This window comes from Flavobacterium aquatile LMG 4008 = ATCC 11947, assembly GCF_000757385.1.
Taxonomy (GTDB): Bacteria; Bacteroidota; Bacteroidia; order Flavobacteriales; family Flavobacteriaceae; genus Flavobacterium; species Flavobacterium aquatile.
This window is the reverse complement of the sequence record NZ_JRHH01000006.1, coordinates 123,955-147,201: the sequence shown is the minus strand read 5'-3', so window position 1 is coordinate 147,201 and position 23,247 is coordinate 123,955. Positions and strand designations below refer to the sequence as shown.

24 protein-coding genes are annotated in these 23,247 nt (G+C 32.9%); 14 read left to right on the top strand and 10 right to left on the bottom strand.

Going from position 1 to position 23,247, the window contains the following annotated elements; all coding sequences use genetic code 11:
• Nucleotide 1: 1 nt before the first annotated feature.
• Genes LG45_RS15195 through tpx form a run of 3 tightly spaced genes read right to left on the bottom strand, consistent with a single transcriptional unit; the run spans nt 2 to nt 3,405 of the window.
• Nucleotides 2-2,485, bottom strand: coding sequence for a DNA translocase FtsK (locus LG45_RS15195; RefSeq protein WP_035128759.1), 2,484 nt, complete (start codon nt 2,483-2,485; stop codon nt 2-4).
• A 49-nt stretch (nt 2,486-2,534) separates the two neighbouring features.
• Entirely contained in the window at nt 2,535-2,906 is a 372-nt protein-coding gene (locus tag LG45_RS15190) for a diacylglycerol kinase (RefSeq protein ID WP_035128756.1), read from the bottom strand.
• Between the two features lies 1 nt (nt 2,907).
• Nucleotides 2,908-3,405 (bottom strand): thiol peroxidase, encoded by a 498-nt coding sequence (gene tpx, locus LG45_RS15185; RefSeq protein WP_035128753.1) that lies wholly within the window; start codon nt 3,403-3,405, stop codon nt 2,908-2,910.
• A gap of 142 nt (nt 3,406-3,547) precedes the next feature.
• Between tpx and LG45_RS15180 the strand changes: the two genes are divergently transcribed.
• From LG45_RS15180 to LG45_RS15125, 12 genes are all read left to right on the top strand, one after another.
• Nucleotides 3,548-3,871 (top strand): ArsR/SmtB family transcription factor, encoded by a 324-nt coding sequence (locus LG45_RS15180; RefSeq protein ID WP_035128750.1) that lies wholly within the window; start codon nt 3,548-3,550, stop codon nt 3,869-3,871.
• A gap of 50 nt (nt 3,872-3,921) precedes the next feature.
• Nucleotides 3,922-4,398: a DUF6428 family protein gene (locus LG45_RS15175; RefSeq protein ID WP_035128747.1), complete on the top strand. Its 477-nt coding sequence runs from the start codon at nt 3,922-3,924 to the stop codon at nt 4,396-4,398.
• Nucleotides 4,399-4,540: 142 nt separating this feature from the next.
• Nucleotides 4,541-5,152, top strand: coding sequence for a low molecular weight phosphatase family protein (locus LG45_RS15170; RefSeq protein WP_035128744.1), 612 nt, complete (start codon nt 4,541-4,543; stop codon nt 5,150-5,152).
• A 5-nt stretch (nt 5,153-5,157) separates the two neighbouring features.
• The gene (gene arsB / locus LG45_RS15165; protein WP_035128741.1) at nt 5,158-6,198 is read left to right on the top strand and encodes an ACR3 family arsenite efflux transporter; all 1,041 of its coding nucleotides are present in this window, start codon (nt 5,158-5,160) and stop codon (nt 6,196-6,198) included.
• A 52-nt stretch (nt 6,199-6,250) separates the two neighbouring features.
• The gene (locus tag LG45_RS15160; protein ID WP_035128738.1) at nt 6,251-6,586 is read left to right on the top strand and encodes a hypothetical protein; all 336 of its coding nucleotides are present in this window, start codon (nt 6,251-6,253) and stop codon (nt 6,584-6,586) included.
• A 57-nt stretch (nt 6,587-6,643) separates the two neighbouring features.
• Nucleotides 6,644-6,844 (top strand): hypothetical protein, encoded by a 201-nt coding sequence (locus LG45_RS15155; protein WP_035128735.1) that lies wholly within the window; start codon nt 6,644-6,646, stop codon nt 6,842-6,844.
• A gap of 80 nt (nt 6,845-6,924) precedes the next feature.
• Complete coding sequence (locus LG45_RS15150; protein WP_035128732.1) at nt 6,925-8,523, top strand: hypothetical protein; 1,599 nt, start codon at nt 6,925-6,927, stop codon at nt 8,521-8,523.
• A 136-nt stretch (nt 8,524-8,659) separates the two neighbouring features.
• Nucleotides 8,660-9,973, top strand: a complete 1,314-nt coding sequence (locus tag LG45_RS15145) for a TolC family protein (protein WP_035128731.1) — start codon at nt 8,660-8,662, stop codon at nt 9,971-9,973.
• A gap of 48 nt (nt 9,974-10,021) precedes the next feature.
• On the top strand, nt 10,022-11,110 hold the full coding sequence (locus LG45_RS15140; RefSeq protein ID WP_035128729.1) for an efflux RND transporter periplasmic adaptor subunit: 1,089 nt from the start codon (nt 10,022-10,024) through the stop codon (nt 11,108-11,110).
• A 72-nt stretch (nt 11,111-11,182) separates the two neighbouring features.
• Nucleotides 11,183-14,413 (top strand): efflux RND transporter permease subunit, encoded by a 3,231-nt coding sequence (locus tag LG45_RS15135; protein WP_035128727.1) that lies wholly within the window; start codon nt 11,183-11,185, stop codon nt 14,411-14,413.
• A gap of 5 nt (nt 14,414-14,418) precedes the next feature.
• Nucleotides 14,419-14,724, top strand: a complete 306-nt coding sequence (locus LG45_RS15130) for a hypothetical protein (RefSeq protein ID WP_035128718.1) — start codon at nt 14,419-14,421, stop codon at nt 14,722-14,724.
• Nucleotides 14,725-14,751: 27 nt separating this feature from the next.
• On the top strand, nt 14,752-14,943 hold the full coding sequence (locus LG45_RS15125; protein ID WP_255318234.1) for a YgaP family membrane protein: 192 nt from the start codon (nt 14,752-14,754) through the stop codon (nt 14,941-14,943).
• Here the strand turns inward: LG45_RS15125 and LG45_RS15120 are convergent.
• From LG45_RS15120 to LG45_RS15105, 4 genes are all read right to left on the bottom strand, one after another.
• Nucleotides 14,940-15,713: a sulfite exporter TauE/SafE family protein gene (locus LG45_RS15120; protein ID WP_035128715.1), complete on the bottom strand. Its 774-nt coding sequence runs from the start codon at nt 15,711-15,713 to the stop codon at nt 14,940-14,942. The two genes, LG45_RS15125 and LG45_RS15120, sit on opposite strands and share 4 nt — an antisense overlap.
• 52 nt (nt 15,714-15,765) lie before the next feature.
• Nucleotides 15,766-16,023: a DUF6952 family protein gene (locus tag LG45_RS15115; protein ID WP_035128713.1), complete on the bottom strand. Its 258-nt coding sequence runs from the start codon at nt 16,021-16,023 to the stop codon at nt 15,766-15,768.
• Nucleotides 16,024-16,029: 6 nt separating this feature from the next.
• Complete coding sequence (locus LG45_RS15110; RefSeq protein WP_035128711.1) at nt 16,030-16,344, bottom strand: thioredoxin family protein; 315 nt, start codon at nt 16,342-16,344, stop codon at nt 16,030-16,032.
• Nucleotides 16,345-16,430: 86 nt separating this feature from the next.
• Entirely contained in the window at nt 16,431-17,066 is a 636-nt protein-coding gene (locus tag LG45_RS15105; protein ID WP_035128709.1) for a peroxiredoxin, read from the bottom strand.
• A gap of 375 nt (nt 17,067-17,441) precedes the next feature.
• Between LG45_RS15105 and LG45_RS15100 the strand changes: the two genes are divergently transcribed.
• Nucleotides 17,442-19,118, top strand: coding sequence for an amino acid permease (locus tag LG45_RS15100; RefSeq protein WP_035128707.1), 1,677 nt, complete (start codon nt 17,442-17,444; stop codon nt 19,116-19,118).
• A 59-nt stretch (nt 19,119-19,177) separates the two neighbouring features.
• On the opposite strand, the gene LG45_RS15095 is transcribed toward LG45_RS15100, so the two are convergent.
• The 3 genes from LG45_RS15095 to LG45_RS15085 form a co-directional block, all read right to left on the bottom strand.
• Nucleotides 19,178-19,591: a hypothetical protein gene (locus LG45_RS15095; protein WP_035128704.1), complete on the bottom strand. Its 414-nt coding sequence runs from the start codon at nt 19,589-19,591 to the stop codon at nt 19,178-19,180.
• A gap of 131 nt (nt 19,592-19,722) precedes the next feature.
• Nucleotides 19,723-21,129, bottom strand: a complete 1,407-nt coding sequence (locus tag LG45_RS15090) for a DUF4932 domain-containing protein (protein WP_035128702.1) — start codon at nt 21,127-21,129, stop codon at nt 19,723-19,725.
• Nucleotides 21,130-21,274: 145 nt separating this feature from the next.
• Nucleotides 21,275-22,492, bottom strand: coding sequence for an aminotransferase class I/II-fold pyridoxal phosphate-dependent enzyme (locus tag LG45_RS15085; RefSeq protein WP_035128700.1), 1,218 nt, complete (start codon nt 22,490-22,492; stop codon nt 21,275-21,277).
• Nucleotides 22,493-22,765: 273 nt separating this feature from the next.
• On the opposite strand from LG45_RS15085, the gene LG45_RS15080 reads away from it, so the two are divergent.
• Complete coding sequence (locus LG45_RS15080) at nt 22,766-23,218, top strand: Lrp/AsnC family transcriptional regulator (protein WP_035128698.1); 453 nt, start codon at nt 22,766-22,768, stop codon at nt 23,216-23,218.
• Nucleotides 23,219-23,247: the final 29 nt, after the last annotated feature.

Sequence of the window (23,247 nt, the reverse complement as noted above, 5' to 3'; positions counted from 1 at the left end):
ACTAATTATTTTGTTCATTGTTGAGAAATTGATCGAGAGCAACCAAGTCAGGAATGTTTACACTTCTTGCTTTACTGCCTTCAAATTGGCCAACAATTCCGGCTGCTTCCAATTGATCTATCAATCTTCCGGCGCGGTTGTAGCCTAGTTTCAGTTTCCTTTGCAATAATGATGCCGAACCTTGTTGAGCAGTAACAATTATTTCTGCGGCATCTCTAAATAGCGCATCTCTTTCAGAAATATCGATGTCTAATTTCACACCACTTTCTTCGCCAACATACTCCGGAAGCATGAACGCATTTGGATAGGCTTTTTGAGATCCAATATAATCTACAATTTTTTCTACTTCGGGCGTGTCCACAAAAGCGCATTGTACACGAACTAAATCATTTCCGTTAGAAAACAATAAATCTCCACGACCAATTAATTGATCGGCACCACCTGAATCTAAAATCGTTCTTGAATCAATTTTGGAAGTTACTCTAAAGGCAATTCTAGCTGGGAAATTCGCTTTAATCATACCCGTAATCACATTTACCGATGGTCGTTGCGTGGCAATAATTAAGTGAATTCCGATAGCACGAGCTAATTGAGCCAAACGGGCAATAGGTGTTTCGACTTCTTTTCCTGCAGTCATAATTAAATCGGCAAACTCATCGACAACCAACACTATATAAGGTAGAAATTGGTGTCCGTGCTCTGGATTTAATTTTCGGGATTTGAATTTTTCATTGTATTCTTTGATGTTTCTAACCATCGCATCTTTTAGTAAAGAATAACGGTTGTCCATTTCAATACAAAGTGAATTTAATGTATTGATTACCTTGCTATTATCAGTAATAATGGCATCTTCAGAATCGGGTAATTTTGCTAAATAATGTCTTTCGATTTTATTGAAAAGCGTCAATTCTACTTTCTTCGGATCGACTAAAACAAACTTCACTTCGGCAGGATGTTTTTTGTAAAGTAACGAAGTTAAAACGGCATTTAAACCAACCGATTTTCCTTGTCCTGTTGCTCCAGCCATCAAAAGGTGAGGCATTTTGGCAAGGTCAAATACGAAAGTTTCGTTCGAAATTGTTTTTCCTAATGCGATAGGCAATTCCATTTCGGCTTCTTGAAATTTTGCCGAAGCAATAACCGTTTTCATCGGAACCATTGTTGGGTTTTTGTTTGGAACCTCAATACCAATAGTACCTTTTCCTGGAATAGGAGCGATGATACGAATTCCTAAAGCCGATAAAGAAAGTGCAATATCGTCTTCTAAACTCTTAATTTTTGAGATACGAATTCCAGCTTCGGGAACAATTTCGTATAGCGTTACCGATGGTCCAACGGTGGCTTTAATTTGAGCAATATCAATTTTATAGTTACGAAGCGTTTCAACGATTCGATTTTTATTTTCCTCTAATTCCTCTTGGTTGATAGTAATTCCAACGCTTGAATATTCTTTTAATAAATCTATAGTTGGGAATTTATAATTTGATAATTCCAAAGTTGGATCGAATAATCCGAAATCAGCGACAAGTCGGGATGCTAAATTTTCTTCAACAATATCTTCATCTTGGGCTTTTTCAATTACAAAAGCTTCATCATTGGTTTTGATAATTTCAGGTTCTGATGGAGTAACCGAAAGAGTAGGAGTAACTGGTTCTGTAATTTTTGGTTGCGATTTTAAACTCGGTTCCAATTCAATTTCAGAATAACTAGAAATGGTAGGTTTTAAGGATTCTTTATTGATTTCAAATTGCGATGCCGGTTTTAAAACAATGTCTTCCAAATTAAAATCGGCTTCTTCTTCCTTATCGTCAATTGCAAATTCTTCCAAATTGTATCCAGCGCCATTTTCATTAATGGCATTCACAACTGGAGTTAATTCGTCTTTCATTTCCGATTTTTTCTTCTCGAAAAACGTTTTAATACTATCTGGAGAAATTTTGATTTTGAATAACAAATAGATAATAATTCCGAAAACTAAAACCAGTAAAGTTCCGATTTTCCCAATGTAATCCTGAAAAAACAAGTTCATTTCGTAGCCAATTGTTCCACCAAGTTCGGGTAACGAATTAGCAAAAAATCCGAATAAAATGGAAAGAACAATGATGGCAAACAAATCCCAAAACCAAGTTGATTTGAGTTTTTTAAGAGGTAAATCTAAAACCAAAAACGCTCCGGTAACAAAAAATAATTTCACAAATAGAAACGATGCTGCTCCAAAACCTTTATAAATAAAGATATCCGACAAGAAAGCGCCCACTTTTCCTAGCCAGTTTGCGGCAGGTTTAGTTCTATCAGTAACATCCGAAACTAAATTTTGATCCTCTTGACCGTGTAAAAAGAACGAAATAAATGCCACTAATAATCCGATAGATAAAAGTACCAAAAGGCAACCCAAAACTACTTTGTATTGCCTTTTCATTTTCCACGGAAGTTTTTCTTCGGGTTCGGTTGATTTTGTTTTTTCTTTTTTTACTTGTTTTGCCATTCGAAATTCAATAGTTTTTATAAAAATAGAAATTTTAAGTTATAATCGTCTAAAATTTTGGAATATAAATAATGCATCCAACAGCAATTGCAGTCATCGCTGCAAAAAATACCGCTCCAGCGGCAATGTCTTTTATAAAACCAATGCGTTCATGGTATTCAGGATGAATGAAATCTGCGACTTTTTCTACAGCCGTGTTCAAACCTTCAATTCCAAGAACTAAACCAATTGCTAAGGTTTGAATCAACCATTCTTCATGAGAAATTTCAAAGTAGAAACCAGCAATAATCAACAAAACTGCTATGGAACTTTGAACCATAACACTGTGTTCTGTAGTGATTAATTTGATGGCGCCTTTAAAGGCAAATCCCATACTTTTGAATCGTCCTGATAAAAATTTTGTGTCTCTTTGGAATTCCATATTATAGTGAAGCTAATGCCGCTTCATAGTTTGGCTCATCAGCAATTTCTGCTACTTGCTCTGTATATTTTACAACACCATTTTCGTCTATGACAATTACAACTCTTGAGTGCAAAGCATTTAAAGCTCCGTCTGTCATTTCTAAACCATAATCTTTACCGAAACTTCCTGATTTAAAATCAGATAAATTTACTACATTTTCCAATCCTTCTGCACCACAAAAACGTTTTTGGGCAAAAGGTAAATCTCTAGAAATGCAAAGTACTTTTGTGTTTTCTAATTTGCTTGCACTTTCGTTAAAATGTCGTACAGATGCTGCACAAGTTCCAGTATCAACACTTGGGAAAATATTTAAGACTAATTTACTTCCAGCAAAATCAGCTAAAGTTACTTCAGATAAATCGGTTTTTAGTAATTGAAATTGAGGTGCTTTCGAACCTACTTTTGGTAATTCACCATTGGTGTTTATTGGATTTCCTCCTAATGTTATTGATGCCATTTGTGTATAGTTTTAAGATGTCAAAAGTATGAATTTTTTTCGGAATTGGGAATAGCGAAATTGGGTTTAAAATTTAACACAATTTATATTTGTTTTATCATTGTTTTATTGTAATATTGCAATTTAATAATTATTTATAAAAATGGGAGCATCTAAATCGGAATCATTTTCTACAGAACATAACGAAATGGCAAGTTTATTTAAAGCACTTTCGCATCCGGCGAGAATTGCAATTGTAGACTATTTATTGAAGGTTGACACTTGTATCTGTGGTGATATTGTAAACGAATTGCCATTGGCACAACCCACCATTTCACAACATTTGAAAGAATTAAAAAACGCTAATATCATCAAAGGAACTATTGAAGGAACTGCCATTTGTTACTGCATAAATCCTGATACAATTGATAAAATTGAAAATCACTTTGGTGTGATTCGTCATAAACTTAAGAATAAATGTTGTTAGGTAAATTCGAATGTCTTAATACTTAATACTTCAATCTTAATACTAAAACTATGAAACTATCAGAAATAAAAAATCAGTTAAAAAATCTTACTCAAATTGCTTTTCAACTGCCTAATGGCGAATTGGTTCCAAGTCATTTTCATGTAACCGAAGTTGGAAAAATCACTAAGCATTTCATCGATTGCGGTGGCGTTGTTAGAAACGAAGAGGTTGTTAATTTTCAACTTTGGGAAGCCAATGATTACGATCATAGATTGCATCCTGAAAAATTGGTTCACATTATTGAATTATCAGAAGAAAAACTTCAAATTCCCGATTTAGAAATTGAAGTCGAATATCAGATGAAAGAAACTATCGGTAAATTTAGTTTAGACTTTGACGGAACTAATTTCCAATTAAAGTCAAAATTAACCGATTGTTTAGCCAAAGACAATTGCGGTATTCCACCAGAAAAATTGAAAGTAAAAATCGGCGAGTGGAAGCAAAAAGAAACTTCTTGTTGTACACCAGATTCTGGTTGTTGTTAAAAAGTAGCACAAGGATTCACAAAGTTTTCACGATGTTTCTCAAAGAATCTGTGTTAATCTTTGAAATCTGTGGCAAAAAAATAATATCCTGTGCGAACCTAGCGTAAATCATTGCGCTCTTTGCGGAAAAAAAAAATAATCTATGCTTGAAAATTTATCAAATACAATACAGTCAATTACAGAAATTTCTGTTCCTAACGAACGAAAGGAAGTTTTACATCCTTTTATTGATTATCTTCAAAACAAAGTAAATTACAACGAAGAAATTCGTCTAAATTTCATTTGCACCCACAATTCACGCAGAAGTCATTTGTCTCAAATCTGGGCACAAACGATGGCGTTTCATTTCGGAATCAAAAATATTTTTTGTTATTCTGGCGGAACGGAAGCAACAGCTATGTTTCCGAAAGTGGGTGAAACTTTAGGAAATCAAGGATTTGAAATTCAGAAATTAAGCGAAGAACAAAATCCAGTTTACGCAGTGAAATTTGATGAAAATCAACATCCAATTATTTGTTTTTCGAAAACGTATTTCGATGATTTTAATCCCAAAAGCAAGTTTGGAGCCATCGTGACTTGCAATAATGCTGATGAAGGTTGTCCAATGGTTTTTGGTGCAGAAGCAAGATTTCCGATAAAATATGATGATCCAAAAGCTTTTGACGGAACTGATTTAATGAATGAAAAATATGCAGAACGCAGTTTGCAAATTGCTAGCGAAATGTATTTCGTTTTTAGTCAAATAAAGAAATAAATACGATGAAAAAAAGATTAGGATTTTTAGACCGTTTTTTAACGCTTTGGATATTTTTAGCAATGTTACTTGGTGTTGCTATTGGTTATTTTATTCCAAATTCAGATGACTTTATAAATTCATTTTCTTCAGGAACTACGAATGTTCCGTTGGCTATTGGGTTGATTTTGATGATGTATCCACCGTTAACCAAAATCGATTTTTCTAAAGTGCCTCAAATGCTTGAAAAGCCAAAATTACTATCAGCTTCGTTTTTCATCACTTGGATTTTTGGTCCGTTTTTGATGTTTTTATTAGCCACTTTTTTCTTGAAAGATTATCCCGAATACATGACTGGATTGATTATTATCGGAATTGCACCTTGCATTGCGATGGTAATCGTTTGGAACGAACTAGCCGAAGGAAACCGCGAATTAACTGCTGGATTAATTGGAATTAATAGTTTACTTCAAGTCTTTTTCTTCAGTTTGTATGCCTATTTTTATTTGGAAATCATGTTGCCTTTATTCGGAATTAAAGGACTAGAATTAAATATTACAATAACCGAAATCGCTCAAACGGTCGGAATCTATTTAGGAATTCCTTTTGCCTTAGCAGTAATTAGTCGTTTTGCAATTAAAAAATATTTAGGAGACAAATTTTTCAATCAGAAATTTATTCCGTTTGTTTCACCAATTACGTTGATTGCTTTACTTTTTACAATTGTAGTAATGTTCAGTTTGAAAGGCGAAATGATTGTCGATTTACCAATGGACGTGGTTCGAATTGCAATTCCATTAGTAATTTTCTTTGCAATTATGTTCTTCTTGATGTTTTTTGTTGCAAAGAAAATTGGAGCGAATTATCGTGATGCCGTTGCGCTATCATTTACTGCTTCAGGAAATAATTTTGAGTTAGCAATCGCCGTTTCCATAGGCGTTTTCGGAATCAATAGCGGACAAGCTTTTGCAGGTGTTATTGGTCCATTAGTAGAAGTTCCTGCATTAATTATCTTAGTAAATGTAGCATTTTGGTTGAGGAAGAAATATTTCATTAAAACATCTTAATTGTGTAACATTTGTCACATTTTTTACGATTTATTTTTAGTACTATTGTACCATGAAATTTTTAGCAATCTTATTGTGTTTCTATTTTAACGCCTTAACCATTATTCCATCGGTTAAAGCAATCAAAATGCAATTTGCTAAGAAAGAACTAGTTTCGTGCAATAAATCCAATTCCGATTGTGAACCAACAAAAGGTTGTGAAAAAGAGAAATGCCTTTTAAATTTTAACTTTAGTAGTTCAAGCTTTATTGTATTTGCAACAACTTACAATTTCACAAACAATACTATTTTCATTCCCAAAAAGGAAAATAGTTTATACCACAAAAATTTCATTTCCAATTATAATGTAACTATTTGGCAACCTCCAGAATCGTTTTTATTGTCTTAAAATCAATGTAATTTAATGAATTACAACAAATCAATTTAAAAATTTAAAACATAAAAAATGAACAAATTAGTTTCAATTATAGCAACAGTAGCTTTATTATTTTCAATGAATGTAAACGCTCAACAAGAGCCAAAACAAAAAAAGAGAAAGGCTAAAACCGAAAAATCATGTTCTTCAGATGAAAAAAAATCTTGTGGAACCAATGAAAAAAAAGGTGGCTGTTGTTCTTCTAAAAAATCAGAAGAAAAAAAATCATAGATTAACAACTCAATAGTTAAAAATAGTGCCAGTTTTCAATTGGCACTATCTAACTATTGTGTAATTTTAAAAATCTTAAAATGAAAATACTATATAAAATTGTATTGCTTTTAATCTCAAGTTTTGCCTTTTCACAAAATACTTTTGATTATCAGGTACAATTAAATCCGATAACCATTCCTAATTTTCCAGGAATACATTCTTATGCCTTTGGGCAACACAACGGAAAATGGTTAATAATAGGAGGAAGAATTGACGGAATTCATGCGCGTCAACCTTTTAATTCTTTTCCTGCAGCAAGTAATAACGCTACTATTTTTGTGGTTGATATTGCTACCAATCAGTTTTGGTCGGCTTCTGTAAATTCTTTGGCAACTAATTTAAAAGAACAACTTCAAGCAACTAATTTCAACTTTTATCAAGATGATACGACATTATATTTAATCGGAGGTTATGCTTTTTCTGCTACTGTAAATGATCATATTACATTCAACAAAATGACTTCTGTTGATGTACCAAATCTTATAAATGCAGTGATCAATGGAACTCCAATTGCAAGTAATTTCAAGCAAATGACCGACGAAAATTTAGCAGTTAATGGAGGACAATTGGGTAAAATTGGAAGCACGTTCTATCTTGTTGGAGGTCATCGTTTTGACGGACGCTACAATCCGATGAACAATCCAACTTTTGTGCAAACGTACACTAATGGAATCAAGAAATTTACCATTGACAATTCGGGAACACAATTGAGTATTTCCAATTATGAAGTCATTACTGATGCCGTTCATTTACACCGAAGAGATTATAATTTGTTACCACAAGTTTTTCCAAATGGAGAACTGGGTTACACCATTTCATCAGGAGTTTTCCAAATTAATGTAGATTTGCCTTTTTTGTATCCTGTTGATATTAAGTCGTCTGGATATCTTCCTCAAACCACTTTTAATCAATATTTGAGTAATTATCATAGTGCTCATTCAAGTTTATATGATGCAACGACCAACCGAATGCACAATTTGTTTTTTGGTGGATTAAGTCAATTTCATTACAATGGAACGACTTTAGTTCAAGATGATAATGTACCTTTTGTAAACACAATAAGTCGTACAACGCGTTTTGCAGATGGAAGTTTGCAAGAATATCAATTACCGGAAACAATGCCATCTTTAAAAGGCGCAAGTGCCGAATTTATACCAAATGAAAGTTTGCCGCATTTTTCTAATGAGGTACTAAAATTGGATGAAATCACGGCAAATGAGTTTGTAATTGGTCACATTGTTGGTGGTTTAAGTAGTCCGACGCAAAATCCGTTTAGCGTGAATCAAACTTCTACAACTTCGGCAAATGCAACAATTTATGAAGTGAAATTGATTCGAAATCAACCTTTAGGAGTTCAAGAAATCAACGGAAAAAATCCATTTTCTATGACAGTTTCACCAAATCCAACTCAGAATGGTTTTGTAAAAATTAACTTTACTATGGCTTATCCAACAACAATTGATTATTTCGTAACTTCATTAGACGGAAAAATTATCACAGATGGTGAAGTTTCTGATGCCAAACAAGGAGATAATACAATGAATTTTGAAATTGATGGTGTTACAAATCAAACGGTTATCATCACTTTTATTTTTGATAATAAATTTTATGTTTCTCAAAAGGTGATAGTTAACTAAATTAATCAAACTATTTTTTCAAAAAGCGTTCAAGAAATTGGACGCTTTTTTTGTAACATTAGTTACTCTGTAACATTTGTAACTGTAAAGCCATTTTTACCGTTCTACTTTTGCTTTATAATTCAGATATAAAATTATGAAGAAAATAAGTTACATCATTTTTACAGGAACAATTTTGAGTTCGTTTTTTGGTTTTAGTCAAGATACTTTGGCTATTTCTAAAAGTGAATTAGTTCAAAAAGTATCCGAGAAGAATTTGCAAATAAAAATTGCCGAAAAAACCTATCAATCGGCAAGGGCAGATTACAATCAATCCAATGCACTCTTTTTGCCCAACATCAATGTGTCTCATACCGGAATTTCTACAACCAATCCATTGATGGCATTTGGTTCTAAACTAAATCAAGAAATTTTAACAGCATCCGATTTCAATCCAGCGTTGTTAAATGATCCAGCGAAGACTCAAAATTTTGCAACCAAATTTGAAATCCAACAACCACTTATCAATATTGATGGTTTGTTTGAAAGAAAAGCTGCAAAATCTAAAATGGAAGCCTATCAATTGCAAACCGAACGTACTAAAGAATATTTAGAATTAGAAGTTTCAAAAGCGTATATGCAATTACAATTAGCATACAGAGCTGTAAAGGTTTTAGAAAAAGCCAATGCAACAGGAAAAGCCAATTTGAAATTAGTTGATAATTATTTCAAACAAGGAATGTTGCAAAAAACCGATTTGCTGAATGTTCAAGTTCGAGTAAATGAAATAGCCAACCAATTGCAATATGCAAAAAGTAACGTGCAAAATGCGTCCGATTATTTAGCTTTTTTATTGAATGAAGATAGTAATGGGAAAATCTACAAACCATCGGAAGAATTAGATAATGCAATTGTAATTGAAGAAATAAACACTTCATTATCAGACAATAGAAAAGATATTCAAGCGATGAGTAAATCGTCTGAAGCTTATGCTAAAATGTTGCAATCGTCTAAAATGGCTTTCTTACCAAGATTAAATGCTTTCGGAAGTTATGAATTGTACGACAAAAACTTTTTAGGAACGGCTGCTAAAGGTTATTTAGTTGGAGCACAATTATCGTGGAATGTTTTTGATGGATATAAATCGATTGGGAAATTTCAAAAAGCCAAAGCAGAATTTCAAAAAGCTGATGTTGAAAAAGACCAATATAAAAAACAAAGTCAGTTGGAATTAAACAAAACCAATCGTCAATTGAAAGATGCTGAAAATAAAGTAAATCTGTCGCAATTGGCTTTGGAACAATCCCAAGAAGCTTATAGAATTCGCCAAAATAGATTCACACAAGGATTAGAAAAAACAACCGATTTATTACAATCAGAAACCCAAATGATTCAAAAAGAATTGGAGCATTTGCAATCGGTTTTCGAGTATAATTTCACTAAGCAATATTTGCAATTTTTAACGAAGTAAAAGAGTATTAAGATTAGAGTATTAAGTATTAAGACAATAGAAAATATTATGAAGAAAGTAATAACCATCCTAACTCTTTCAACTATCTTATTCGTATCATGCGGAAAAGAAACGAAAGAAGCAACCAATAACGAACCAGCCATTGCAGTTCAAGTAAGCGGAATTTTAGCAGATAATAACGGAGAATATGTAACCGCAAGTGGTAAAATTGAAGCCGAAAACAGTGCCAATGTATCAACTAGAATGATGGGTTATGTGACTAAAGTTCACGTAAAAGTAGGACAAAAAGTAGGCGCAGGACAACTTTTAGTAAGTGTAAACAACACCGACTTACAAGCCAAAAAAGCACAAGTAGATACTTCAATTCTACAAGCAACTGCAGCTTTCAATAATGCTAAAAAAGATTACGAAAGATTTACAGCTTTATTCAATCAGCAAAGTGCTTCTCAAAAAGAATTGGACGATATGACTTCGCGTTACGAAATGGCTAAAGCTGGTTTAGAAGGAGCAAGACAAATGCGAAACGAAGTAATGGCGCAGTTTTCTTATTCTAATATTACAGCTCCATTTTCTGGAGAAGTTACTAATACGTTTGTAAAAGAAGGTGATATGGCGAATCCAGGAATGCCTTTAGTTAGTGTTGAAGGAGTTTCAAGAATGCAAGTTACTGCAATGGTTTCTGAAAGTGATATTGCTCAAATCAATAACGGAATGTCAGTTAAGGTTTTAGTAAAATCAATCAACAAAGAAGTGGCAGGAAAAGTTTCCGAAGTAAGTGGTTCAGCTAAAAATACAGGCGGACAATATTTAGTAAAAGTTACTTTAAACGCTACAGACAAAGCCATTTTATCAGGAATGTTTGTGAATGTCCAGTTTCCAATAGCCAACAAACCAAAAGCTGAAACAACTGTAAAATCTGATAAAGTAATGGTGCCAGAAAGTGCTTTGGTAAAACAAGGACAACTAACAGGAATTTACACCATAGCTGGTGGAAAAACAGCCATTTTAAGATGGATAAGAACCGGAAAATCATTTGGTAATCAAGTAGAAGTTTTATCAGGATTATCGGCTAACGAGCAATACATCGTTTCAGCAGAAGGTAAATTGTATAACGGAGCTTTGGTTAGTATTCAGTAATCAGTCGCAGTTTTCAAGTTTAGTTAGAAAACAACTTTAAACTTTTAAACCTTAAACTTTAAACAAAAAATCATGCAAGAAGGTATATCAGGTAAAATTGCCCATTTTTTCATCAACTCTAAATTAACCATTCTATTGATGGTTGCTTTGATGATTATCGGCGTATATAGTTCGTTCTTAATTCCTCGTGAAGAAGAACCTCAAATTAATGTTCCAATGGCCGATGTCATGATTGGTTATCCAGGAGCAAGTCCGGCAGAAGTGGAAAGCCGTGTGATAAAACCACTCGAAAAAGTATTATCCAACATCAAAGGTGTCGAGCATTTGCATAGTATGGCTATGAATGGTCAAGCGATGATTATTGTGCAATTTTATGTAGGCGAAGATTCAGAACGTTCGTATGTGAAATTGTACGACGAGTTAATGAAAAACGAAAATATGTTCCCAAAAGGTGTTTACAAACCCATGGTAAAAACACGTTCGATTGACGATGTTCCTATGATGGGATTGACCCTTTGGAGTGAAACATTAAACGATTTTGAAATTCGTCAAATTGCGGAAGAAGTAACTTCTGAAATTGAAAAAGTAAAAGACGTTGCCATTACCAAAGAAATTGGCGGAAGAACGCGTGAGCTAAAAGTAGTTTTAGACAAAGATAAAATGGCCGAAAATGGCGTGGATGCTTTGGGTGTTATGCAAATGATTCAATCCAATAATGGTAGTTCACAATCGGGAAGTTTTGTTTCAAATGATAAAGAATATTTGGTAACAACAGGACAATTTTTATCCAATTCAGAAGATGTGGAGAATTTGGTTGTGGGTGTAAATGCAAACATGCCAGTGTATTTAAAACAAGTCGCTGCTGTTCAAGATGGTCCTTCAACACCAAGAAGTTATGTATCTTTTGGTTACGGAAAAGCTAATGAGAAATACACCAAAAACAAATCAGAATATCCAGCTGTTACTATTTCTATTGGAAAAGTAAAAGGCGCTGATGCAATGAAAATAGCAGACAAAATACTTGAAAAAGTAGAAGGTTTGAAGAAAACGTTAATTACCGACGATGTTCATATTGAGGTTTCTCGTAATTATGGAGAAACTGCTTCTCACAAAGTAGGAGAATTGTTGATGCACTTAGGAATTGCGATTATAGCCGTTACACTTTTAGTAATGTTAGCTATGGGTTGGCGTGGTGGTTTAGTGGTATTCTTTTCTGTGCCATTAACGTTTGCTTTGACCTTGTTTGCTTACTATATGTTGGGTTATACGCTTAACAGAATCACACTTTTCGCCTTAGTTTTCGTGGTCGGAATTGTGGTTGATGATAGTATTATCATTGCCGAAAATATGCACCGCCATTTCAAAATGAAGCGATTACCATTCAAACAAGCGGCTATTTTTGCGATTAACGAAGTTGGAAATCCTACGATTTTAGCAACGTTTACCGTAATTGCAGCAATTCTTCCAATGGCGTTTGTATCAGGAATGATGGGACCTTATATGAGTCCGATGCCAATTGGAGCTTCTATTGCGATGTTATTGTCGTTGTTTGTAGCTTTAACGGTTACGCCTTATTTAGGTTACCATTTATTACACGAAAAAGACAAACAAGAACACAAAGCCGAACAAGGATTAGAAACGTCATGGATTTATAGAGTTTACAACAAAATTGAACGACCATTTCTTGAAAATTCTACCAAACGTAGAGTAATGTTGGGAATTACTGTTGTTTTGTTAGCAGGTTCAGTTTTGATGTTTTTCACTAAATCCGTTTTGGTAAAAATGCTACCTTTTGATAACAAAAACGAATTCCAAGTGGTAGTTGATATGCCAGAAGGAACTACGTTAGAAAGAACAGCAGCTGTGACTCAAGAAATTGCTCAATACCTAACAACCATTCCAGAAGTTGTGGATTATCAAAATTATATTGGAACTTCTGCACCTATTACGTTCAACGGTTTGGTTCGTCATTACGACTTGCGTGGCGGAAGCAATATGGCGGATATTCAAGTAAATTTATTACACAAAGAAGACCGTGATTTACAAAGTCATGATATTGCCAAATTGGTTCGTCCAGAAGTGCAAAAGATTGCTAAAAAATATGGTGCGAATGTTAAAATTATCGAAGTCCCGCCTGGACCACCAGTTTTATCAACATTGGTTGCCGAGATTTATGGTCCAAATTATAAAGATCAAATTGCAGTTGCCAATCAAGTAAAAGGTATTTTAGAAAAAACGTCTGATATTGTAGATGTCGATTGGATGACTGAAGACAATCAAACCGAATATCGATTGGAAGTGGACAAAGAAAAAGCAATGCTTAATGGTATCGCTCCACAACAAGTAGTTGGAAATCTGACTTATTTGTTGAAAGAATATCCTGTTTCTAATTTATATGATGAAAATTCAAATAACAGTGTTGGAATCGTGCTTTCACTTGATGACAAAGACAAAACTTCGTTGCAAGACATTCAGAATTTAAAAATCAAAGGAAGTCAAGGCAATGTAGTTCCAGTTTCTGATTTGGTAAAAGTGGTTGCTGATACTTTGCAAAAAACAATTTACAGAAAAGACCAAAAACGAGTAGTTTATGTAACGGCTGATATGGCAGGAACATTAGAAAGTCCGGTGTATGCTATTTTGGGAATGAACGAAGAATTGCAAAAAATGAAATTGCCAAAAGGCTACAAAGTCAACGAATTATACATGGAACAACCTTCCGACGAAAGTGATTTTACGGTAAAATGGGATGGAGAATGGCAAATTACATTGGAAGTTTTCCGTGATTTGGGTGTAGCTTTTGCGGTTGTTATCGTGATTATTTATATGCTGATTGTAGGTTGGTTCCAAAATTTCAAAACGCCAATGGTTATGATGATGGCGATTCCACTTTCGTTGGTCGGAATTGTATTTGGACACTGGTTATTAGGAGCATTTTTCACAGCAACTTCTTTCATCGGTATGATTGCTTTGGCAGGAGTAATGGTTCGAAACTCCGTCTTGCTCATCGACTTTATCGAAATCCGACTGAACGATGGAGTTCCATTAAAACAAGCCATTATAGAAGCAGGTGCAGTGCGAACCACACCAATTTTATTAACAACAGGAGCCGTTGTAATTGGAGCCGTAATTATTCTATTCGATCCAATTTTTCAAGGATTAGCGATTTCGTTGGTATTTGGTGCTATCGTTTCAACAATTCTAACCTTGATTGTAGTGCCATTAATCTACTACATCACTGAAAGAAAAAAATGGGAGAAACCAACAGAAGTTATCGAAGAAAAATTCACAACTCATAACTAGAAAATATGAAACTACTATTAATAACAGCAGTTGCAGAATTTGAAAAAGAAGTAAAACAAATTCTAAAAAAAGCACAAGTCAAAACTTTTTCTTACCGAGATGTTTTGTGTTATAGAAATACTTCCGAAGATGCTATTGAAAGCAATTGGTTTGGTGCAGAAATGAACGAAAACGAATCGATTATGTTTTACGCATTCGTACCCAAAGAAAATGTTGACTTGGTTTTTGACCTAATAACAGAATTCAATAGCCAACAAGAAACGTTATCTCACATTCATTCCGCTGTTTTAAACATCGAAAAATCTAATTAGAAAAATATTTAATATCTAAAATCTAATATTAATATGAAAACAAGAATCATACACGCAGTTGCCGGAACTTTTATCCTTATCAGTGTTATTTTATCTATCTACGTAAATCAAAATTGGTTGTGGTTTACTGGATTTGTAGGGCTAAATCTTTTACAGTCATCAATTACAAAATGGTGTTTGATGGCAGATATTTTAACGAAGTTTGGTGTGAAAGATTAAATCCAGCCCAATCCCAATCCGATAGAAATAATAATTAATAAAGTCGCTACTGAAATTTGAAGGAATTTTAGAGTGACTTTTTTTAATAATTTGTTTCCAATAAAAGCGCCTGTCATTGCCGAAAGTGTGGCGCAAATAAGTAATGGCAAATTTTCTTTCAAGTCTAAATTCAAAATTCGAGTACTGTAAACTCCAAGTCTGGTGAAATCTACAAATGATGAAATAACAACTGTGGTCGCAATAAATGCTTCTTTAGAAAGTCCGGCACGAATTAGAAATGCACTTCGTAACGCACCTTGAGCGCCAGTCAATCCTCCGAAAAAACCACTTAAAGCACCGCCAATTGGGAGTTTGTTTTTATCAAATTGTAAATTGTTGAAAAACGGAATCAAATCAATGATTGCAAAGAATAACATGAAAATGGCAACTATCAATTTCATCGGAAATACTTCAAATGTTTTTTCAAATAATTGATACGAATAAATAGGTTGCATATTCGGAATTTGAATCAAAAGCATTGCACCAATGAAAGCAAATAGCACAGCTGGAATTCCAAAACGGAGTACAACCTCTTTATTGAAATTTTTTCCAACTAAAACTAATTTGAATAAATTATTAGAAAAATGAACTACACCAGTCAAAGCAATGGCAACTTCAACCGGAAAGAAAATCATCATTATTGGCGTTAATAGTGTTCCTAATCCAAATCCTGAAAAGAACGTTAGAATAGCAACGAGAAAGGCAACAATTGAAATTAGTAGTATTTCCATAGTTCAAAAATAGTCAAAAAAAAAGCTCCCAAATTGATGAGAGCTTCTTTTTTTATTTATCTATCGAACCTAAAACACGTTTCATAAAATCGTTCAGTGCTTCTTTTTTGCCTTTGCCTTCTTTTATCATTTTATTGACCTCGAGTGCGCCGTACATATTAGAAATTAATTCGCCAATCACATCCAATTCTTCATCTTTCAATGACGGAACTTCGGTTAAAGCTTCAAGAACTTCTATAGTTTCAATTAAATAATCTTGGTCATTTTCTTCAATAAATTGCGTCAAATGTTTGATAACTGGTAATTTCATGTAGTCTTAATTTGATGAAATTTCACTTACCAATTCAGCCAAAACTTCTGCTTTATTAGTTTGTGTTTCGTTCAATAACTTTCCGCCTACAAAAGTTGCAAAAGTTGGTAAATTAGAAACATTCGCTAACTTTCTTGACTCTGGAGAATTCTCTGCATCCACTAAAACAAAAGTAATTTCTTCATTTTCTGAAGCCATTTTTTTGAATTTAGGTTTCATAATTCTACAATTTCCGCACCATGATGCCGAATATTGAACTACAACCTTATTATTTGATGCTACTAAATCTTGTAATGTATCTTCGTTTAATTCGATTAACATAGTTTTATTTGAATTATCAAATTTTAAAAACCAAATTCCAACTTAATTCATTGGAATTTGGAATTTCAAATTTGGAATTTATATTCTTAGTTTTGAGCTAAATACGCAGCAGTACTTAATCTATCAGCGTTCATTGCTTCTTTTCCTTCTTCCCAGTTTGCAGGACAAACTTCACCTTTAGTTTGAACGTGCGTGTAAGCATCAACCAAACGTAAATATTCGTTTACATTTCTTCCTAATGGCATATCATTTACACTTTCGTGGAAAATTTTACCAGTTTCGTCAATTAAATAAGTAGCTCTGAAAGTCACATTAGAACCTTCAAGAATTTCGTCGTTCAATTCTTCATTGTAAACCCATTCTGCATCAAGAATATCTAAAGCAGATGCAAGATTTCTAGTGGTATCGGCCAAAATTGGGTAAGTAACACCTTCAATTCCACCATTGTTTTTTGGAGTATTTAACCAAGCAAAGTGTACTTCGTTGGTATCACAAGAAGCACCAATTACAATTGTATTTCTTTTTTCAAATTCTGGTAAAGCAGCTTGAAAAGCATGTAATTCTGTTGGACAAACAAAAGTGAAATCTTTTGGATACCAAAACAATAAAACTTTTTTGTTGTTGTTTACTGCTTCTTCGAAAATGTTAATTTTTAAATTGTCGCCCATTTCAGACATTGCGTCAACTGAGATACTTGGGAATTTTTTTCCTACTAATGACATAGTTTATATGGTTTTAATGTTATTTTTAATTTGGTGCAAAAGTAGTATTTAAAACAGCTCTGACGCAATAGATTATCATTATATTTTATTATCTTATGATAGTGTTTCTCTATTGATTTTTTAGAGTGATTTTAAAATTCATTTAGTGAAATTTTAATGTATTTTAAAAATGAAATCTGCCAAAAATTAACACTTTATTTTTCGATTTCATAAAATGAAAAATTGACGATTTTTTACATTTTTTGTAGCTGTAAACTGATAAGTTATATTTCTAACAAAGTTTAAAAAATTTATTCGTTAAGTTTTATATATTTGTTTTCACCAAAAGTTAGCAAAGCGTTAATTTTAATTATACTATCTATCAAATCAAACTATATGAATTTTTCAAATTTATTTCGAAAAAAATCAACAAAAACGATAATTCAAGAAGGCGGCGATGGCGAACATTCGGGATTGAATAAAGTATTAACAGTTAAAGATTTAACCTTTTTCGGAATAGCTGCAATTATTGGCGGCGGAACGTTTAGCGCCATTGGAAACGCTTGTTTTTCTGGCGGTCCAGCAGTAGTTATTTTGTATATAATGTGTGCAATCGCTTGCGGATTTACAGCAATGTGTTATGCCGAATTTGCTTCACGCGTACCAGTTTCTGGAAGTGCTTACACTTATGCCTACGTATCTTTTGGAGAGTTATTCGCTTGGATTATCGGTTGGGCTTTGATTATGGAATATTCCATCGGAAACATTTATATTGCCTTTTCGTGGAGTGGTTATTTCACCAATTTATTAGAAACATTTCACATTCATTTACCCGAATGGTTGACCATAAATTATAAGTCAGCTCATGCTGCTTTTCTAGAAAATAAAGCTGGTGAAGGTCTAATCGCTTGGCAAAATGCACCAGTACTTGGAAGTCTTAAAATCATTTTCGATTTGCCTGCTGTGGTTATCAATTTATTAATTACCTATTTGGTTTACAGAGGAACAAAAGAGTCTAAAAACTTTAGTAATGCAATGGTTTACATTAAGTTGGCCATCATCATTTTAGTAATTGTAGTAGGAGCGTTTTATGTAGATATAGACAATTGGACACCATTTATGCCAAACGGATTTGGAGGTGTAATGGCTGGAGTTTCTGCAGTTTTCTTTGCTTATATTGGTTTTGATGCGGTATCAACTTTGGCAGAAGAAAGTAAAAATCCACAAAGAGATCTACCAAAAGGGATGATTTATTCGTTGGTAATATGTACGATAGTTTTCATCGTTTTGGCCTTAGTTATCACCGGAATGGTTTCTTACGAATTACTAGGTGTAAGCGATCCTTTGGCCGAAATTTTTGCTTTAAAAGGTGTAAAATGGATGTTATTTATTGTATCAATCGCTGCTGTTGTTGCCATGACAAGTGTTCTATTAGTTTTTCAAATGGGACAACCTAGAATTTGGATGACGATGTCTCGAGATGGATTAATGCCAAAGAAATTTGCCGAAATTCATCCAAAATACAAAACACCAAGTTTTGCTACAATTGTAACCGGTTTGGTTGTTGGAATACCGATTTTCTTTACCGATGAAAACTTCGTATTAGACTTTACTAGTATTGGAACTTTGTTTGCGTTTGTATTGGTTTGTGGTGGAGTTTTAATGCTTTCTCCACAAAGTGAAGCCGATTTAGCAGAACGCGCTACTAAAGGAAAATTCAGAATTCCGTATGTGAATTCGAAATTTATTTTTCCTGCGATTATGGTAGTTGCTGTTGGATTGATTTTTAAATATGTACCCACATTTTTCACCGATATTTTAGATTTTTCTGATGGTAAAATGGCAACCAACTTACCAATGTTAGTTTTCTTACTAGTTTGCGCGGTAATGACGTTTTTATCGTTCACAAAAAACTTATCGTTAATTCCGTTATTAGGATTGGTTTCTTGCTGTTATTTATTAACCGGAATGGCAGTTTCCAACTGGATGTGGTTTGGCGTTTGGCTAGTAATCGGATTGATATTTTACTTTATTTATGGGTATAAGAATAGTAAATTAAATATCGGAAATTAAAAATTAAAAAATCCCAAATTCAAAAGAACTTGGGATTTTTTTATGGGTGCATAATTCAATTAATCATCGCTCTCCGCTGGAACAATTACCATATATTTATACTCTTCTTTAAGCTTTTTGACATTTTCGGGAATTAACGAACCATCAGCAGCTACAATATTTTTTTTGTATAGTAGTTTTACCAAATACCTCATGTTGATACGCATTTCGATTGCTGTATTTAATCCGTTAAAAACTACTTCAAAATAAGTTCCAGGTTTATCAGGTTCTGGAAGCTGATTTATAGAAATTAGTTCCTTTCCTGCTAAATTGGAAATAGAACATTCTTCGGCAAACTGTCCGCAATCACTAATTTTTAAATATTCTTTACCATCAATGTAAGCGATATTTTTCTTGATGGTAAGTTTTTGTGCAGATGCTAATTGGCAACTTAAAACAATGAGAACGATTGCTAAAAAAGGTAGTTTTTTCATTTTTTTTGGTTAATTACAAGTTTACCAAAGTACACAATTTTTCTTAAAGCAAAAATAATGCAATAAAAAAATCCGTCAAGACAAAGCTCAAACGGATTTTTTTTATATGATTATTGGGTGCTTCATAAGTACTAATTTTCTTTTTTCGCCCAATCTATAATTTGTGGATAAATCTCTGCAACTGTTTTAGTTGGGTTTTCATCCATAAGTCTAATCATTTCTTCATTAAATTCTTTAAACTTTATAAATCCTCTTCTATCAACATTCATTTTTATCCTTTCATTTATTAAATAGTCAGAAGTTTTCTTGTCATAATTTTCTTTTACCCAAACACAAAATACCGAATGCGTCATGTATTCGTTGAAAACGGATTGAGGATTCTCATAAAACATATTTTTTTCATCAGTCCATATTTTTCCTTTAAAAATTTCTGCAATTTCCTTTTTGTATTTATTACTTGTTGGATTTACATAATTATGATCAATTTCTGTGAAAACAATACCCGACATTAATACTTCTTTTTGTTTTTCAGTTATATCTTTTTTCAAATCATATCGATTAGCATTGCAAATAAACATAACACATTCACTAAACCATGAATTGTTCTTGATGTCTTTGCCAGAATAATTTTGAGTACTATGCGAACCACCAATTAATGGTGAAAATACAATTTTATATGAATTTTGTTTGATTGGAAATTCTTTTTCAAGCCAGTTCCACATATTTTTTATTGGCATTAACTCTGTTATTCTTTTTAAATCATTAGAGTAATATTTTTTATTTTTTTTGTAAAATGCTCTAAAGTTAGATTTATCTGAAAAGTCTTGAACCAATGGGAGAAGTTCAGTAAAAAGATTTGTAAAACCTTGCCAATCGTTGCCATAAACATAATTATAATTTTCGCCTTTTAAAATTTTGTTTCCATTAAACTCATACATAAAACTATTTTCTCTGAATTGATAATACGTATCACTGTAATCATTTTTGTTTTTTAAAATCAATTTTTTAAATATTGGATGATCTAAATAAGGTTGAAAATATTTTTCAACTTTTCTATAATATTCTGTGTCTTTTTGTAAATTGATAGCAGCTTGTCCAGATGGCGATAATGCCCAAATTATGTTAGCAAGTTCAAACACTTCTGATAAAACAATTGAAAATTTTCCTTGATTTTCATGAATGTATTCTTGAGAAAAATTTGATGATGAAGCATTGAATCTAAATATTACAACAGTAGTTCTTCTTGGAGTTTTAATAGTTATAAAACTTTTTCTTGCAAATGGATAATTATCACCTTTTATAACGAGTGTATCTTTACCAATATAGGCAGTCATAGTTATATCTTTCGCAATATTAGTTCCAGGACTTAAAGTATCATTTTCAGACAAATCAAGTTTGAAAACTTCAGGATAATTTGAATATTTAAAAGTTATTGAATCATTTTCAGAAAAATAAGTTTTTGAAATGTTTTCTTTTATATATTGACCTGAAACAAAATTTATGGAAATTAGAAAGATGGATAAGATAAATGTTTTCATTTTTTGGTTTTTGTGGATTTGAAAGTAATTGCATAACTATTTGTAAGATAACTACTAAAAATAACAAATATTATTTTAATCATAAAAAAAATCCGTCAAGCACAAAGCTCAAACGGATTTTCCATTTATAAACAACTACTAAATTCTAACTCATTACATTTTCCAAAACTCCCAATTCCATCATACAATCTTTCATCATTTCGTAGGTTCTTTCTATATGATTATCTAAACCAATAGAAAAACGAATCAATCCATCAGTCAAGCCCATTTCCAATTGTTCTTCCATAGGAATCTCACTAGAAGTTGAAGTTCCAGGTGCCGAAAACAACGTTTTGTAAAATCCTAAACTCACAGCCAGATATCCTAAATTGCGTTCTTGCATTAATTCCATCAACTCGTTGGCTTTGTCAATCGAACCTGCGTCAATAGTCATCATTCCTCCAAAACCGTATTCTTTATTGATCATTCCAGCATACAATTCATGACTCGGATGACTCGCCAAACCTGGATAAACTACTTTCAATCCGTCGTTTTCAAATTTCTCAGCCAAATACATTGCATTGTAACTATGTTGTTTCATTCTAATGTGCAGTGTTCGTAGGTTTTTCATCACCGAAGCACTGCGCAAACTGTCCATTGTTGGCCCGAGTAACATACTTGCTCCACTGTTCACGTCTTTCAAACTATTAATAAATTCTCTCGACGCACAAGTCACTCCACCAACTGTATCGCTGCTTCCGTTGATGTATTTCGTCAAACTGTGAATTACAATATCGGCACCCAATTTTATCGGAGCAACACTTAATGGTGAAAACGTATTGTCAACTACTAATTTCAAATTATGTTTCTTCGCAATCTTCGCCAATCCAGCAATATCAGCTACTTCTAATAATGGATTACTTACTGTTTCACAATAAAGTACTTTGGTTTTATCGGTAATTGCAGCTTCAACAACATCCAGTTTTGTGATGTCTACAAACGATGTTTTAATGCCAAATCTCGGTGTGAAGTTCTTTAAAAAAGCATATGTTCCGCCATAAATCGTGCGACTCGACACGATGTGATCACCATTACTACACAACTGCAAAAGAGTAGGCGTAATCGCACCCATTCCAGAAGCCGAAACATTCGCAGTTTCTGTTCCTTCCATCGCTGCAAGTGCTTGGTCTAAATATAAATTACTCGGAGATGAATGTCTCGAATACAAATAGCAACCTTCGGCATTGCCTTCAAAGGTATCAAACATCGTTTTAGCCGAAAGAAAAGTATAAGTAGAACTGTCTGAAATCGATGGGTTTACACCGCCAAATTCGCCAAAATATTGTAAGTCTTGAATTTTATCCGCAGGATTGAAGTTTTTCATAGGTGTTTTTTTAGAAGCTTTTTCCAGCTATACGTTACAATTCCCGATAAAAAATCGGGAGATTTCAACTGCTATCTGGGCTAGGGCTTTTCGTTTTTAATTAATAATCATCAAAAAAACAAATTATAAGATTTAAGAACAATAGATATGTATTTAATTGGAAAATAAATCTATAAAAATTATAATTAGTAGAAATAAAAACTAATTTTGAAATCATTTTTAAAACATTTTAGATTTTTATCAAAAAAACTTGAAACTTGAAACAAAAAAAACATGGACACAATAGATAAAAACCTCCTCCAACTTTTACAAACTGATACAAAAAAAACTACGAAAGAACTTTCGGTAAAACTCAATTTATCGGTCACAGCAGTTTACGAACGTGTTAAAAAACTAGAACGAGAAGGAATAATAGATAAATATGTAGCACTTTTAAATAGAAACAAAATCAATAAAGGGTTTATGGTTTTCTGTCATTTAAAGTTGTTGCAACACACCAAGGAATTCATCAATCAATTCGAAAAAGAAGTAATAAAACTCAATGAAGTTCTAGAATGCTTTCATGTTAGTGGCGATTATGATTACATTTTAAAAATTTGTGTAAAAGACATGGAAGAATACCGTGAATTTATGGTTACAAAACTCACATCCTTACAACATATTGGTAGTACGCACAGCACTTTTATGATTGGAGAGGTTAAAAATACAACTGTTATTACGATTTAATTTTAACCAAAGTTTTGTACTCATTTCGT